The 16,607-nt window shown below is 66.3% G+C and carries 10 protein-coding genes; 8 read left to right on the forward strand and 2 right to left on the reverse strand.

Features of this window, described 5'->3' with window-relative positions; all coding sequences use genetic code 11:
* The first annotated feature begins 5 nt into the window (after nucleotides 1-5).
* From ACX80M_RS01630 to ACX80M_RS01665, 8 genes are all read left to right on the forward strand, one after another.
* Complete coding sequence (locus tag ACX80M_RS01630) at nucleotides 6-353, forward strand: holo-ACP synthase (protein WP_252567578.1); 348 nt, start codon at nucleotides 6-8, stop codon at nucleotides 351-353.
* 37 nt (nucleotides 354-390) lie between these two features.
* Nucleotides 391-2,010 (forward strand): NAD(P)H-hydrate epimerase, encoded by a 1,620-nt coding sequence (locus ACX80M_RS01635; RefSeq protein ID WP_459308475.1) that lies wholly within the window; start codon nucleotides 391-393, stop codon nucleotides 2,008-2,010.
* Between the two features lie 66 nt (nucleotides 2,011-2,076).
* On the forward strand, nucleotides 2,077-4,332 hold the full coding sequence (gene glgX, locus ACX80M_RS01640; RefSeq protein ID WP_252576151.1) for a glycogen debranching protein GlgX: 2,256 nt from the start codon (nucleotides 2,077-2,079) through the stop codon (nucleotides 4,330-4,332).
* Nucleotides 4,329-6,683 (forward strand): malto-oligosyltrehalose synthase, encoded by a 2,355-nt coding sequence (treY, locus tag ACX80M_RS01645; protein ID WP_459308477.1) that lies wholly within the window; start codon nucleotides 4,329-4,331, stop codon nucleotides 6,681-6,683. Before glgX ends, treY begins: the two co-directional genes overlap by 4 nt.
* The gene (gene treZ / locus ACX80M_RS01650) at nucleotides 6,680-8,470 is read left to right on the forward strand and encodes a malto-oligosyltrehalose trehalohydrolase (RefSeq protein WP_459308479.1); all 1,791 of its coding nucleotides are present in this window, start codon (nucleotides 6,680-6,682) and stop codon (nucleotides 8,468-8,470) included. Before treY ends, treZ begins: the two co-directional genes overlap by 4 nt.
* Before the next feature lie 128 nt (nucleotides 8,471-8,598).
* Nucleotides 8,599-11,247: a hypothetical protein gene (locus ACX80M_RS01655; protein ID WP_459308481.1), complete on the forward strand. Its 2,649-nt coding sequence runs from the start codon at nucleotides 8,599-8,601 to the stop codon at nucleotides 11,245-11,247.
* Between the two features lie 51 nt (nucleotides 11,248-11,298).
* Nucleotides 11,299-12,336, forward strand: a complete 1,038-nt coding sequence (mgrA, locus tag ACX80M_RS01660) for an L-glyceraldehyde 3-phosphate reductase (protein WP_252598360.1) — start codon at nucleotides 11,299-11,301, stop codon at nucleotides 12,334-12,336.
* Nucleotides 12,337-12,494: 158 nt separating this feature from the next.
* Nucleotides 12,495-13,580, forward strand: a complete 1,086-nt coding sequence (locus tag ACX80M_RS01665) for an inositol-3-phosphate synthase (RefSeq protein ID WP_252608928.1) — start codon at nucleotides 12,495-12,497, stop codon at nucleotides 13,578-13,580.
* A gap of 127 nt (nucleotides 13,581-13,707) precedes the next feature.
* Here ACX80M_RS01665 and ACX80M_RS01670 read toward each other — a convergent pair whose 3' ends face one another.
* Nucleotides 13,708-14,667 carry a DUF559 domain-containing protein gene (locus ACX80M_RS01670; protein WP_459308484.1) on the reverse strand — a complete coding sequence of 320 codons (960 nt, stop codon included), beginning with the start codon at nucleotides 14,665-14,667 and terminating at the stop codon, nucleotides 13,708-13,710.
* 180 nt (nucleotides 14,668-14,847) lie between these two features.
* On the reverse strand, nucleotides 14,848-16,536 hold the full coding sequence (locus ACX80M_RS01675) for a formate--tetrahydrofolate ligase (protein ID WP_459308486.1): 1,689 nt from the start codon (nucleotides 16,534-16,536) through the stop codon (nucleotides 14,848-14,850).
* Nucleotides 16,537-16,607 lie beyond the last annotated feature (71 nt).

Genomic DNA, 16,607 nt, shown 5'->3' on the forward strand with positions numbered 1-16,607 from the left:
GCGCCATGATCGTTGGCATTGGCGTAGACGTTGTAGACATCGAGCGGTTCGGCCGCCAGCTTGAGCGGACCCCGGGGCTCCGGGACCGGCTGTTCGTGCCCGCGGAACGCGAGCTGAACACCCGCTCGCTCGCCGCGAGGTTCGCCGCCAAGGAAGCCGTGGCCAAGGTCCTCGGCGCGCCGGCCGGCATGAACTGGCAGGACTGCTGGATCGGCCTGGACCAGCACGGACCCATCATCCAGGTCAAAGGCACCGTCCTTGCGGTGGCCGAGTCCAAGGGCGTCAAACGCTGGCACGTCTCCATGAGTCACGACGGCGGCATCGCCACCGCCACGGTCCTGGCCGAAGGCTGAGTCACTTACTGCTCCGCCCAACGACGGACCAGACACCATGATCAGCGCCTATACCGGAACCCAGATCAGGGCGGCAGAACAGCCGTTCCTGGCTGCCGGGATGGGCGATGTTCTGATGCAGCGTGCCTCCTACGGGCTCGCCAACGCAGTGGTCCACGAGCTTCAAGCACGCAGCCGGCGGCTTTACGGCGCCAGCGTGGCCGTCCTCGCAGGCAAGGGTAACAACGGGGGAGATGGCCTCTTCGCCGCCTCGTTCCTGGCCGCCAGGGGAATGCGTACGACGGCGGTACTCACCGCCGGAACGGCCCACGCCGGGGCGCTGGCTGCCTTTGAGCGCGCCGGCGGGCGCGTACACCTCCTCGCCGACTCCAACGCCAGCCAGCTGGCCGCACACGTGGCGGGTGCCGACGTCGTAATTGACGCAATCCTGGGGACGGGCGCCCGTGGCGGCCTTAGGGGCGCGGAAGCCGATCTCGTGAACGGCCTTTCGGATTTGCGCCTGGCGGTAGGAGAGCCAGGCATTGTGGTGGCGTGCGATGTCCCCAGCGGCGTTGATGCCGACACCGGGGAAGCCCATGCGCCGGTGCTGTCCGCGGATGCGACCGTAACTTTCGGCGCAGCCAAGGTGGGGCTGCTGGCGGACCCGGGCGCCGATCACGCCGGCCGCATCCACGTGGTGCCTATCGGCATCGAAGAGGAGCTGCCCTGGCCGGCGCTGCGCAGGTTTGAGCCGGTGGACCTGGCCCGGCTCCTGCCGCAGCCCGGGAGGCGCTCGCACAAATATTCCCGCGGCGTCCTGGGCGTCGTGGCCGGATCCGCCGATTATCCAGGCGCCGCCGTGCTCGCCTGCCGGGGTGCGCTGGCTGCCGGCGCCGGGATGGTCCGCTACCTGGGCCCGCCTGAGGTGGCCGACCTGGTGCGGCAGTCCTGCCCCGAAGTTGTCTGCAGCACCGGCTCCGTGGCGGAGACGCACGTCCAGGCGTGGCTGGTGGGTTCGGGCATGGGTCCTGGCGACACCGAACAGCTCCGGCGCGCCCGTGACGCCGTGGAATCCGGCCTGCCCGTGATCGCCGACGCCGGGGCGCTACCCGCCCTGCCTGCGGTCCTGGCGCCGCAGGTGATTCTCACGCCGCACGCCGGCGAGCTGGCGGCCCTCCTCCAGCGGCTCGCCTCGTCCCCCGACAGCCCGGACTTTGATCCCGCCCCCGACCGCACCGCCGTCGAGGCTTCCACCCTTGGTGCTGCCCGGCACGCCGCCGTGCTGACCGAGGCCACCGTCCTGCTGAAGGGTGCCACCACCCTGGTCGCGTCGCCTTTCCAGGATTTCTACAGCCAGGCGGACGGCACGGCGTGGCTCGCCACCGCCGGAAGCGGCGACGTCCTGGCCGGGATCATCGGTGCGCTGCTCGCCCAACTGGGGTCCGACGTCGGGCGCTTCCGTGATGCGGGCATCGATCCGGACGAGCGCTGGGCGGCGATTGCCGCCCTCGGGGCCAGCCTCCACGGCCGCGCGGGAGCGGCCGCCTCCGGCAGCGGGCCGCTGACGGCCGGCCGGATTGCGGACGCAATACCTGACGTTTGGTATAAAGTCAGCCTGCTTAGTAAACCGGCGGGCCGGAAACGTAATAGTCACACCCACCCGCTACCGTGGGCATAGGTTTTGTACCGGCAGGGGCGGTTTTGTGTCCACACACCCGCGGTCGAACAACGATGAGGAGCACGCATGGAAATCTGGCCCGGAACGGCATATCCGCTTGGCGCCACTTTTGACGGGACCGGCACGAACTTCGCTTTGTTCAGCGAACGCGCCGAAAAGGTGGAGCTGTGCCTCTTCGATGACGACGGCGTGGAAACCCGGTTCAGGCTCGATGAGGTGGACGGCTATGTGTGGCACGGCTACGTCCCGCAGGTCCAGCCCGGCCAGAAATACGGCTACCGCGTCCACGGGCCCTACGACCCGGACTCCGGCAACCGCTTCAACCCCAACAAACTGCTCCTGGACCCGTACGCCAAGGCCGTGCACGGGCAGATGGACTGGGAGCCGGCACTTTTCTCCTACAACCTGGGCGAGCCGGACTCTATCAACAATGAGGACTCCGCGCCGCACATGATGATGGGCGTGGTGATCAACCCGTTCTTCGACTGGGACGGCGACCATAACCTGCGCATTCCGTATCACAAGTCGGTCATTTATGAGGCCCACGTCAAGGGCCTGACCCAACTCCACCCCGAGATCCCCGAGGAGCAGCGGGGCACCTATGCCGGCGTTGCGCACCCGTCGGTTATCTCGCACCTGCAGAAGCTGGGCGTCACCGCCATCGAACTGATGCCCGTGCACCAGTTCGTCAACGAGGGCACCTTGAAAGACAAGGGCCTGAGCAACTACTGGGGCTACAACACCATCGGCTTCTTCGCGCCGCAGAACACCTATAGTTCCACCGGCGACACGGGCCAGCAGGTCCAGGACTTCAAGGCCATGGTCCGCAGCCTGCACCGTGCGGGCATCGAGGTAATCCTGGACGTGGTCTACAACCACACCGCCGAGGGCAACCACCTGGGCCCCACGCTCTCCTTCAAGGGCATCGACAACGCCTCCTATTACCGGCTCATGGAGGGCGACGAGAAGCATTACATGGACTACACGGGCACGGGCAACTCGCTCAATGTCCGCCAGCCGCACTCGCTGCAGCTGCTCATGGATTCCTTGCGGTACTGGGTCACCGAAATGCACGTCGACGGCTTCCGCTTCGACCTCGCGTCCACCCTGGCCCGCGAGTTCTACGATGTGGACAAACTCTCCACCTTCTTCGAACTCATCCAGCAGGACCCGGTGGTTTCCCAGGTCAAGCTCATCGCCGAGCCCTGGGATGTGGGTCCCGGCGGCTACCAGGTGGGCAACTTCCCGCCGCAGTGGACGGAGTGGAACGGCCAGTACCGCGACACCGTCCGCGACTTCTGGCGCGGTGAACCGGCCACCCTGGGCGAATTCGCCTCCCGCATCACCGGGTCCGCTGACCTGTACGAGCACTCGGGCCGCCGGCCCGTGGCATCGATCAACTTTGTCACCGCCCATGACGGCTTCACCCTGGCGGACCTGGTGTCCTACAACGAGAAGCACAACGACGCCAACGGCGAGGACAACAACGACGGCGAATCCCACAACCGGTCCTGGAACTGCGGCGCCGAAGGCCCCACCGACGATCCGGCTGTCCTGGGGCTGCGCGCCCGCCAGCAGCGGAACTTCATCGCCTCGCTGCTGCTGTCCCAGGGTGTGCCCATGCTGCTGCACGGTGACGAACTGGGCCGCACCCAGCAGGGCAACAACAACGGCTACTGCCAGGATTCGGAACTGACCTGGATCAACTGGGAGAACATCGACCAGCCGCTCGTCGAATTCACCGCCGCCGTCAACGCGCTCCGCGCCAAGCACCCCACCTTCCGCCGGAGCAGGTTCTTCGACGGCCGCCCTGTCCGCAGAGGCGAAGGTGAGCGGCTGCCGGACATCGTATGGCTGGACCTCGACGGCGACACCATGAAGCCGGAGGACTGGGACAGCGGTTTCGGCCGCTCGGTAGGTGTATTCCTCAACGGCGACGGCATCCAGGGCAAGGACGCCCGAGGCCGCCGGATTACCGACGTGAACTTCGTGCTGTACTTCAACGCGCACGACGACATGGTGGACTTCACCCTTCCAAACGACGAGTACGCACCGGCGTGGGACATCATCATCGACACCGCCGGGCATAACGCGGACACTGCTCCGGTGAAAGCCGGCCAGACCCTTCCTGTGGATGCCAAGTCACTGGTGGTCCTCAGAGCGCACATGATGCAGGAAGCGGAGCCGGACCACTCAGTAGCTGCATCGCTGGCTGCCCTGACGCAGACCAGCACCAGTGAAACTGAGGCCCTCAGTACGCCCACCGTGCCCGAGCCCAAGAAAACGAAAAAGGTCAGCAAACCGAAAGACCAGGCAAAGTGAAGGCTCCGGCGTCCACCTACCGGCTCCAGATCCGCAGCAGCTTCACGCTCTTTGATGCTGCTGCGACCGTTCCGTACCTGAAATCACTCGGCGTTGACTGGGTCTACCTGTCTCCGATCCTGACCGCGGAACAAGGGTCGGATCACGGCTATGACGTGACGAATCCGTCGTCGGTGGATCCGGAGCGGGGCGGACCGGAAGGGCTGCGGGCACTCTCCGAGGCTGCCCGCGCCCATGGGATGGGCGTGCTGGTGGACATCGTCCCCAACCATGTGGGCGTGGCCTCGCCGGCGCAGAACCCGTGGTGGTGGTCGCTGCTGCAGGAAGGGCGTGGCTCGCCTTACGCGGAAGCGTTCGACGTCGACTGGGACTTTGGTGCCGGCCGGATCCGAATCCCCGTCCTGGGCAGCGATGACGACCTCGGACTTCTGGAGGTTGCAGATGGCGAGCTCCACTATTACGGCCACCGCTTTCCATTGGCCGCAGGTTCATACGCCGACGGCGACTCGCCGCGGGCTGTGCATGACCGGCAGCATTACGAACTGGTTTCCTGGCGCCGGGCGGACAGCGAGCTGAACTACCGCCGGTTCTTCGCGGTCAACACCCTGGCGGGCATCCGGGTGGAGGACCCCGGGGTCTTCGGCCAGGCCCATGCAGAGGTGAAGCGCTGGTTCGACGACGGCCTGGTTGACGGGCTGCGTGTGGACCACCCGGACGGCCTGGCGGACCCTGCCGGCTATCTTCGCTGGCTCAAGGACCTCAGCGGCGGAGCCTACGTCCTGGTGGAGAAGATCCTGGAGCCGGGCGAGGAGCTGCCGGCGGAATTCGCCTGCGAAGGCACCACCGGCTACGACGCTCTGGCCGACCTGGACCGCCTGCTGGTGGACCCGGCCGGCGAGGCTGCGTTGGACGCGTTGGATGCACGGCTGCGCTCCGGCGAGCCTGCCGACTATGCGGCCATGATTTTGGGGACCAAGCGCGCCGTGGCGGACGGCATGCTGCGGTCCGAAATCCTGCGGCTGGCGCGGCTTGTCCCTGCCTTCGCAGACCTGTCGGGTGGCCTGCCCGTTAACGTCGCAGCGGATGCCCTGGCGCAGGTCATCGCGGCCTTCCCCGTGTACCGCACGTACCTGCCCACGGGTCAGGAAGTGCTGCGCGAGGCATGCGCGGCTGCGGCTCGCCAGCGCCCTGACCTGGCCGACGTGCTGGACGCGCTGATGCCCCTGCTGCTGAAGCCCGAGACTGAACTGGGCCGACGTTTCCAGCAGACGTCCGGCATGGTGATGGCCAAGGGCGTTGAGGATACGGCGTTCTACCGCTACACCCGGCTGGGGACACTGACCGAAGTGGGAGCGGACCCGTCCCACTTCTCGCTCGCCCCGGACGAATTCCACCGGCGGATGGCCGAGCGCCAGGAGTCTTTGCCGCTGTCCATGACCACGTTGACCACCCACGACACCAAACGCAGCGAGGACACGCGGGCACGGATCTCCGTCATCGCCGAGCTGCCGGACCAGTGGGCAGCGACTTTGGACACCCTTCGCGGGCTAGCCCCGGTGCCCGACGGCCCATTCGAGAACCTGCTGTGGCAGGCGGTCATCGGTGTGTGGCCGGCGTCGCGGGAGCGGCTGCAGGCCTATGCGGAGAAGGCTGCGCGGGAAGCAGCCAACTCCACCACCTGGACGGATCCGGACGAGGAGTTCGAATCACGGGTCAAGGCAGCGGTGGATGCAGTGTTCGACGACGCCCGGGTCGCCACGGTGATCGAGGACTTCGTCGCCAGGACGGATCGGTTTGCCGCCGCCAACTCGCTGTCCCTGAAGCTGCTCCAGCTGACCATGCCGGGAGTGCCGGACGTCTACCAGGGCACCGAATTCTGGGACCGCTCGTTGGCGGATCCGGACAATAGGCGGGCATTTGACTTCGAACGCCGCGAAACCGCCCTGGCCGCACTGGATGCCGGCACGAGTCCGGCGGACTTTCGGGACGAGGCCACCAAACTGCTGGTGACCTCCCGGGCGCTCCGGCTCCGCCGGAACCGGCCGGACCTCTTCCAGGGCTACCGGCCCGTTCTGGCTTCCCACGCTGCGGCGGACCACCTGGTGGCCTTCGACCGCGGGGCGGACGGCAGCAGAACTGGCGGCGCGCCCGGTGCGTTGACCCTTGCGACGCGGCTTCCCGTCGGACTGGAACGCGCTGGCGGGTGGCGGGATACCGCCGTCGAACTTTCCACCGCCATGCGGGACGAACTCACGGGACGGACGCACGGCCCCGGCCCGGTGCCGGTGGCCGGCATCCTCCAGCAATACCCTGTGGCGCTGCTCGCGCCCGTGAACGGAGACAACGCATGAGCCTGACGCACCACGGTTCCGGCCGGTTCGACGTATGGGCCCCGGACGCCTCGGCCGTCTCGCTGCTCGCCAACGGGCACCACTACCCCATGAAGCAGGTGGCGGGAGCCCCCGGCGCGGATGGCTGGTGGTCCGCGCCGGACGCGCCGGCGGACGTCGACGTGGATTACGGCTACCTGCTCGACGGCGATACGAACCCGTTGCCCGACCCCCGGTCCCGCCGCCTCCCGGACGGCGTCCATGCCCTGTCCCGCACGTACGATCCCGCCTCCTACGCCTGGCAGGACGCCGGCTGGCAGGGGAAGGAACTGCGCGGCTCGGTCATCTACGAACTCCACGTGGGAACCTTCACGCCCGCGGGAACACTCGATGCAGCCACGGACAAACTCGGCTACCTCGCGGACCTCGGCATCGATTTTGTGGAGCTGCTCCCGGTCAACGGATTCAACGGCACCCACAACTGGGGCTACGACGGCGTCCAGTGGTTCGCGGTCCACGAAGGCTACGGCGGTCCTGCGGCCTACCAGCGTTTTGTGGACGCCGCCCACGCCGCCGGGCTGGGCGTCATCCAGGATGTGGTCTACAACCACCTGGGACCCAGCGGCAACTACCTGTCCAGATTCGGCCCGTACCTCAAGCAGGGCGACGCCAACACGTGGGGCGATGCGGTCAACCTCGACGGCCCGGGGTCCGACGTCGTGCGTGAATACATCCTGGACAACGCCGCGCTGTGGCTTCGCGACTATCACGTGGACGGCCTGCGCCTGGATGCCGTCCACGCGCTGCGCGACGAGCGGGCCGTGCACCTCCTGGAAGAGTTCGGCGCGCTGGGCGATGCGATCTCCGCGGAGACCGGGCTTCCCAAGACCCTCATCGCGGAATCGGACCTGAACAATCCGCGGCTGATCTACCCCCGCGACGCCAACGGCTACGGCCTCGCCGGGCAGTGGAGCGACGACTTCCACCACGCGGTGCACGTCAACGTCAGCGGCGAGACCGCTGGGTACTACGGCGACTTCGCGTCGCTCGGCGTCCTGGCCAAGGTCCTCAAGGACGGCTTCCTGCACGACGGCAGCTACTCCAGCTTCCGCGGACGCCATCACGGCCGGCCCATCAACACCTCGCTGGTTCACCCCGCTGCCCTGGTGGTGTGCAGCCAGAACCACGACCAGATCGGCAACCGGGCCATCGGGGACAGGCTGTCCCAGTCCCTGCCGTACGGTCCGCTGGCCGTGGCCGCAGTGCTGACGCTGACCTCGCCGTTTACGCCCATGCTGTTTATGGGTGAGGAATTCGGTGCCTCCACGCCCTGGCAGTTTTTCACGTCGCACCCCGAGCCGGAGCTGGGCAAGGCGACGGCGGAGGGCAGGATCCGCGAGTTCGAGCGCATGGGGTGGGATCCCGCCGTCGTCCCCGATCCGCAGGATCCCGAAACGTTCCGGCGCTCCAAGCTCAACTGGGCGGAGGCTGCTGACGGTGACCATGCGCGCCTCCTCTCGCTCTACCGCTCGTTGACCGCGCTGCGGCGCGCTTACCCCGAGCTGGCCGGCCTGGGGTTCGCGGAAACGGACGTGACGTTCGACGACGACGCCGGCTGGCTGCGCTTCCGGCGAGGGTCCGTGGAGGTGCTGCTGAATTTCTCGGCGTCGCCTGTGCGCGTGGACGGTGTGCGGGGCACGGTGCTGTTTTCAACGGACCAGGACACTTTGCTGGACGGGGATGCGTTCCTGCTTTCGGCACACAGTGGGGCGGTTCTGACTACTGGGGCAGAAGTAACCTCGAGTTAACGTAGACACTGGAGTTACCCGGGCGTACTATTCGCGTACTGACCAGCCGTGATGGGCGGCTCGGTGGTGTGCGGGCGATGGAGGCCGTCATGGGTGACCCAGCGAATAGCGCGTCGAAGGTTCCGCCCATGCTTGAATTGCGGATCCATGGCATCCGCAACACCCCGCCCCACGAGCTCCTCCGATCGGGGAAGCGGTCACTCAAGCCCGACGACGTGGAGCTCTCCTGGGGTGACAAGCTCGCGGGCTTTTACCGGGCCAAAGTCGGGGTGGGCGCCGGGGCCGAAGGCGCCGTTGTGGACTCCGATGCCGGTGCAAGCGCAGGTGCCGGTGCCGCGGCAAACGGTGGCAGCCGCCGAGTGGTGGAGGCGTATTCGTGGGGGCGGCTGGCTCGCTTCACTGGAGTAGGAATGGCCGGGAAGGTCGCCGACGCCGCGGTACGGACGGCCTGGTTCCTGCTGATGCCCTTCGGGCTGACCAACGCCGCCTACTGGAGCCGGCCGCTGCCCGCCGTTAAGCAGCAGGCGGTTACCGATCCAGTGACCAGGCAGGCGGAACCGCGCATCGACTACGCGGACAACAAGCCTCGCGGGCACGACGGAGCGGGACGGATCAGGCTCTTCGCGCTGGGTCTGACCCTGTACTTTGTGGTGACGGCGGCCGTGGTCTCGATGGACCTGATCGCGGTCCAGTGTTTTCCCGCCGACGTCCCGGACCAGGAACGCCGCGTCTGCTCCGCGCTGCCGGCCTTCCTGGACGGCCTGGCCGGCCGGACCCGCGGACAACGCGTCGTCATGTTTGCCCTGATGCCCATCGTGTCGGTGGCCGTCCTGGCAGCCATCGCCTACTTGGCGCGGACCCGGTTCCACCCCCGGCCGAACCTCGGCAATGATACCCAGGTAGTGGCCGGCAGCAGTGTCGAGGAAATAGCAGCGCTCCCTACGCTGATGATCCGGAATCTGTGGGAAGCGCGTAAGGAGATCCGCTACAACGGGTGGCTGCACGTGTGGGCGGCGCTTGCCGCGGTTGGCGCCATCATCGCCTGGGACGGGCTCTGGACACGGATCGATGGCGTTGCCTGCGGAAGCCTGGGCACATTCTTCACGGAGTGCGCCCTTCGTATGGCGCCCGGGCGAATCGGCCTGACTGGCATCGCGATGGTCTTCGCGTGGCTGGTCGCGGCCGGCGCGGTGGTGCTTGCGGGGATTGAGACGGTCCGGAAGTCCCCGGACAATCCGGACATGCCGTCCCGGGACGGATCATCATTGATGGGCTGGATTTCCGGCGGAGCCATCATCAGCGTCCTCGCGGCCGGTCTGGCAGCCGTTCTCTCAGGTGCTCCCGACGGCGGGGTCCCGGGCGCAACGCGAATGCTGGGCCTGGGCACCGCTCCGGCCGGGCTCATGTTCGTGATGCTGGTGCTGATCCTCACCATGAGCCGGCTCCGAAGGGAGGGCTACGACAAACGGACTCTCGGCTGGCGGGGCAAGGGCTCGGCGGTCTTCTCCACCCTTGCCCTGGGAGCGGCAACCATTCTGAGCTGCGCAATTGTGGGGGCTGCCGCCACCGTACTCCAGCGCAACCTCGAGCGGCGGGCTGCCACGGCTGACGGGATGTGGCGGTACGGGTCCATGGCCGGTGACGTCCTGATGCCGCCGTCGGTCTTTTCGCTCTTCAGCGGGCTGCTGCTGGGAGTGATCGTCGCGGGTGCCGTCGCCTGGGGATTGTGCACGTGGCGGGCCGTGCGATCGATGACCTGGAATACGCAGGAAGCCGCCGTCTCGGAGCTGCTCTTGGCCTACTCTGCCGATCCGCCCCTGCCGCAGCAGGAAGCGGCCGGCCGAAAACTAGTGGCCGCCCGGCGGACCGCGTCCCTCGCTCACCGGGCAGAGGCCGTGGTGTCGCTGCTGGCCGTCCTCATTTTCCTGGGGCTGCTGTCAGCCTTGATTCTGGGCACCTTCAAGGACTGGTGGAATTCCGGTCCGGTGGCAGGGCTTTACGGGCTGATCGAAAGCATGGGTGTCCTGGGTCTCGCTGCGGCTGGCGCCACCATTGTTGCGCTTGCCGTGATGTCGGCCAAACCGAACTCCCGGCCACTGGCACTGCTCTGGGACCTGATGTGCTTTATGCCCAAGACCGCCCACCCGTTCGGTCCCCCCAGCTACGGCGAGCGGGCGGTCCCCGAATTTGCCGCCAGGATTGCGGCGTGGCTGGATGGCACGGACGGCGCGCCCCCTGCCAAAACCGGCATGGTGGCGATCTCGGCGCACAGCCTTGGTGCGGTGATCGCCGTAAGCGCCCTGTTCCATCTAAAGTCAACCCGGCCGGATTTGCCTTTCAACCGGATCGGGCTGCTGACCTACGGCACGCAGCTGAGGTCCTATTTCGGCCGGTTCTTCCCGGAACTCCTGGGTCCGGCCGTGCTCGCCACCGCCCCGGCGGGCCGGACAAAGCTCACCGCGGCCGGAAGCCCGGACGATGAGCGCATTGTGACCGGCGAACCGGCGGTTCAGTTCGACGTGAACCTCAGCCACGTCCTCGGGGCCGGTCCGAATCGATGGGTGAATCTGTACCGCAAGACCGATTACCTCGGCTTCCCGGTTCTCTATAAAGGTCCGGGAGGTGCCGAGAACGTCGGGACAGACCCCTACGCGCAGGAGATGGATCCCTTCACGTACCAGTTCCTCGTAGTAAGCCACAGCGACTACCTGCAGGCGCCCCAATACGACGCGGCGATTGCCGCCGTCGTCAATTCCCTGCCGGCTCCGGAGACGTAACCCGGGGCCTTGCGGTCTGTAGCGCGCGTCACAGATGGCAGGATGGTATGTATGACTTATTCAGCCGCGGAAGACCGCTATGAATCCATGCCCTACCGCCGCGTCGGACGCAGCGGACTGAAACTGCCGGCCATTTCCCTGGGACTGTGGCACAACTTCGGCGACGACAAGCCCTTCGAAGTGCAGCGGGCCATCCTGCGCCGCGCCTTCGATCTGGGCGTCACCCACTTCGACCTCGCGAACAACTACGGACCGCCCTACGGCGCCGCCGAGACCAACTTCGGCCGCCACTTCAAGGACGACTTCAAGCCGTACCGCGACGAACTCATCATCTCCAGCAAGGCCGGCTACGACATGTGGCCGGGCCCGTACGGCAACTTTGGCTCCCGCAAGTACCTGCTGGCCAGCCTGGACCAGTCCCTGGAGCGCATGGGCCTGGACTACGTGGACATCTTCTACAGCCACCGCCCGGACCCGGAAACGCCGATGGAAGAGACCATGGGCGCGCTGGACCAGGCCGTCCGCTCGGGCAAGGCGCTGTACGCGGGCATCTCGTCCTACACTCCGGAGCAGACCCTCGAGGCCGCGCGGATCCTGAAGGAACTCGGTACGCCGTTGCTGATCCACCAGCCGAGCTACTCCATGCTGAACCGCTGGACCGAGAACGGCAGCCCCAACCTGTACGAGGCCCTGGAGCAGGTGGGCGCCGGCTGCATCGCCTTCTCGCCGCTGGCCCAGGGAATGCTCACAGGCCGCTACCTCAACGGCGTGCCCGCGGATTCCCGGGCAGCGCAGCACAAGTCCCTGGACGAAGCCATGATCACTCCCGAGAACCTGGACCGCGTCCGCGGGCTCAACCGGATCGCCGAGGGCCGGGGCCAGACCCTCGCGCAAATGGCGATCGCCTGGATCCTCCGCGAGCAGGGCGAGGGCTCCTCCGTGACCTCCGCACTCGTCGGCGCTTCCAGCGTCCGGCAGCTGGAAGACACCCTGTCCGCCATCAACAACCTGGACTTCACCGCAGACGAGGTCAATGCCATCGACGAGTTCGCCGTCGAGTCGGACATCAACCTATGGAAGCAGAAGTAACAACGTAACGCTTCAACTGGCGGGGGCCGGGAACAATCCCGGCCCCCGCATGGTTGGGTAAGATGAAAAGGCGCCGAATGGCGCACTGCCAGCGTGCCGCCGTCGTACTTTCCGGTACTAACCGTCCTGGCGGCTGAAGTTGTCTTCAAAGGAGCTCCGTGTCTGCAAATCCGATTCGTGTTGCCATCGTTGGTGTGGGTAACTGCGCCGCCTCGCTCGTCCAGGGCGTGCATTATTACCGTGACGCCGATCCCCAGGCCACGATCCCGGGTCTGATGCACGTGGAGTTCGGCAAGTACCACGTCAACGATGTCCAGTTTGTTGCCGCCTTTGATGTTGACGGCAAGAAGGTGGGCGTGGACCTCGCCGACGCCATCCTGGCCAGCGAGAACAACACCATCAAGATCGCCGACGTGCCCCCGACCGGCGTGACCGTCCAGCGCGGCCACACCCTGGACGGCCTCGGCAAGTACTACCTCGAGACCATCGAACAGTCAACCGAAGAGCCCGTTGACATCGTCGCCGCGCTCCGCGAATCCAAGGCCGACGTTATGGTCTGCTACCTCCCGGTTGGTTCCGAGGATGCAGCGCACTTCTATGCGCAGGCTGCCATCGACGCCGGCGTGGCGTTCGTCAACGCCCTCCCCGTGTTCATCGCCGGCACCAAGGAATGGGCCGACAAGTTCACCGCCGCCGGCGTGCCGATCGTGGGCGACGACATCAAGAGCCAGATCGGTGCCACCATCACGCACCGCGTTATGGCCAAGCTCTTCGAAGACCGCGGCGTCACGCTGGACCGCACGTACCAGCTGAATGTCGGCGGCAACATGGACTTCAAGAACATGCTGGAGCGCGACCGCCTCGAGTCCAAGAAGATCTCCAAGACCCAGGCCGTGACCTCCAACGTTGAAGCCGAGATTGCACCGCGCAACGTCCACATCGGCCCGTCCGACTACGTCCAGTGGCTCGACGACCGCAAATGGGCCTTCGTCCGCCTCGAAGGCCGCAACTTCGGTGATGCCCCCGTATCGCTCGAATACAAGCTGGAAGTCTGGGACTCACCCAACTCCGCCGGCGTGATCATCGACGCCATCCGCGCCGCCAAGATCGGCCTGGACCGCGGCATCGGCGGCCCGCTGCTCTCGGCCTCGAGCTACTTCATGAAGTCCCCGCCGGAGCAGTTCAACGACGACCTCGCCCGTGACAAGGTCGAGGCCTTCATCCGCGGAGACCTCGAGCGCTAAACGCTCTCTCACCTTTGGTGGGTTTTTGCCGGACGCTCTCTCACTTTTTGGTGGGGGAGCGTCCGGCGTTTAAAGCCCCGTGCGACGCTCTCGCACCTTTGGGGCGTTTCTGGCGGACGCTCTATCACTACATCGAATGCGAAAAGCCGGACACGACCGCGGGATCCACCCAGGCGGACCGCAGTTCCCTTTTGAGAATGCTGACGGCGCGTTCGAATCCATCGGCCAGATCCTCCTTACCGAAAATGAGGACCGTCCAGCCGGCGGCTTCGAAGGCCTTGTCCCGTCGCCGATCGCTGAGTTGCTGTTTGGGCATGAGGTGATGCCCGCCGTCGTACTGGATGGCCACGCGCCGATGGCGGTATCCCAGATCCGCCGACGGCGACAGCGGGTCTGCCTCGCGCAGCGTGAGCTGAAGCTGGGGCTCAGGGACCCCGGCGTCGAGCATTGCCAGCCGGAGCAGGGTCTCCGGGCCGGAATCCGCTCCGACTCGCATGAGTTCCAGGGCTTCGCGGGCGCGGACAATTCCCTGGAGGTTTTTGTGCCGACCCGTCAGGGCGCGCAATTCCTCAATGGTGGTGAACGGTACATCGCGGTTTTCAAACGCCTGCCGGGGCAACCGGATCAACTCGTCACCCAGGCATATGAGGTCCTTCAACGGCAGCACGCGGGCCATGTCCAGCCATGTGCGCGGACGCGTGCTGATGCGGATTCCGTCAACCGATTCGACCTCGTCATCAGCCGCGGTCACCGTATGTCCGATCACGCCTTTGCGGCGAACGCTCGGCAGGGACCGCGGCTTGCTCAGATGCAGTTCCGTGGAGTCGGAGAGCCACGGTGGAAGGCACGAACTGCGAAGACGTGCCGCCGTTACGTGCGAGATCCAGGCACCCGGAGTGGCTGCCGAGAGCGCGCGGGCGGCAGCCTCAAGTTCGAAATCCCAGTCTGCGGGACGGTACAGTCCGCGGCTGACATGCGCGACGTCGGGCCGAAGGAGACGATTCCGAGGTACGCCTTCGGCTGTGGCGTCCGTGAGCGTGAACGGGCCGGATGCCAATGTGGCGGGAAGCGCAGTCTGCGTGTGCATACCGGCATTGTTCCTCAGAGTCGCCGGTGCCCGCAGAAGTTATCCACAGGTGAGAGAGCGTTGCCTGGAAAGGCCCCAAAGGTGAGAGAGGGTTCGTTGGAAACCCGCCATATGTGAGAGAGGGTTCGTTGGAAACCCGCCATATGTGAGAGAGCGTCCGGGGTGGGGGAGAGGGATAGGTCAGAAGAGGCCGACTGGGTTGCCGTGCGCGTCGACGTCCATACGCATCGCGGCGGGCTCCTTGGGTAGGCCGGGCATGGTCATGACGGCACCGGTCAGGGCCACGATGAAGCCGGCGCCGGTCTTGGGAATTAGGTCGCGCACGTGGATGGTGAAGCCCTTGGGTGCGCCCAGTTGCGAGGCGTCGTCGGTGAACGAATACTGCGTCTTCGCCATGCACACGGGCATTCCGCCCCAGCCATGCTTCTCAATGTCGGCCAGCCTTTTGAGTGCCGGCACCGAGAACTCCACGCCGTCGGCCCCGTAGATCTCCTGCACAATCGTCCGGATCTTGTCCTCCACAGACAGGGTCAGCGGATACAAGTGCCGGAAGTCCGACGGCGCCGCCACCGCGGCGGCGACCTTCGCCGCGAGCTCATCGCCGCCGTCGCCACCCCCGCCCCGGCCCCAGACGTCGGCGACCGCGGCCTGCACGCCTTCCCGGGCGCACCAGGCGAGCAGCCACTCCAGCTCTTCGGCGGTATCTGTGGCGAACTTGTTGATGGCCACCACTGGCGCGATGCCGAACTTCTCGACGTTGTGCACGTGCCGCTTCAGGTTTCCGACGCCGGCGGCCACCGCCTCGACGTTCGGCTCCTTAAGCTGGTGCTTCGGGACGCCGCCGTGCATCTTGAGCGCCCGGACCGTCGCCACCACCACGACGGCCGACGGTGCCACGTCCGCGATGCGCGCTTTGATGTCCATGTACTTTTCAGCCCCGAGGTCCGCGCCGAAGCCGGCCTCCGTGACCACGATGTCGGCCAGCTGCTGCGCTGTGCGGGTGGCGATGAGGGAGTTGCAGCCATGCGCGATGTTCGCGAACGGGCCGCCGTGGACAACGGCGGGCGTGCCGGCGATGGACTGGACAAGGTTGGGCTTGAGGGCATCCTTGAGCAGCATGGTCAGTGCGCCCTGGACACCCAGATCCGCCACCGTGACCGGCCGGCGGTCGTAGCTGTAGCCCACAGTGATGCGGCCCATGCGCTCGCGCAGATCGTTCAGGTCCGTGGCCAGGCAGAAGATGGCCATGATCTCGGAGGCCGCTGTAATGTCGAAACTGTCCTGGCGCGGCACGCCCTGAGCCGGTCCGCCGAGGCCGATGATCACCTCTCGGAGCGAGCGGTCGTTCATGTCCAGGACGCGCTTGAACGTCACGCGCCGCGGATCGATGTTCAGCTCATTCCCCTGAAAAATGTGGTTGTCCACAAGGGCCATGAGCGCGTTGTTGGCCGAAGTGATCGCGTGGAAGTCACCGGTGAAATGCAGGTTGATCTCGTCCATGGGCAGAACCTGGGAATAGCCGCCCCCCGCCGCCCCGCCCTTCATGCCCAGGATGGGGCCCAAGGACGGTTCGCGCAGCGCGATCATGACCTTGTGGCCCGCCCGTGCCAGCGAATCGGCCAGTCCCACCGTGGTGGTGGACTTTCCCTCGCCGGCCGGGGTGGGGGACATGGCCGAGACGAGGACCACTTTCCCGGCGGTCTTTCCCGCGGGGAGCCGCAGCCGGGCGGGGTCGATTTTCGCCTTGTACCGCCCATACGGCTCCACGGCATCGGCATTGATACCGGCCCGCTCCGCGATCTCCCCGATGGGCAGGATGGCGGCCCTTTGCGCGATCTCAAGATCGGTGAGGACCTTGTTTTCAGACATCGATGTCCTTTGGCTCTGTGCGGAACACTGTGCGCGACAATCTATCAGCCGACGATTCAAAGGTGAGAGAG

It is taken from the genome of Pseudarthrobacter sp. MDT1-22, from assembly GCF_054511035.1.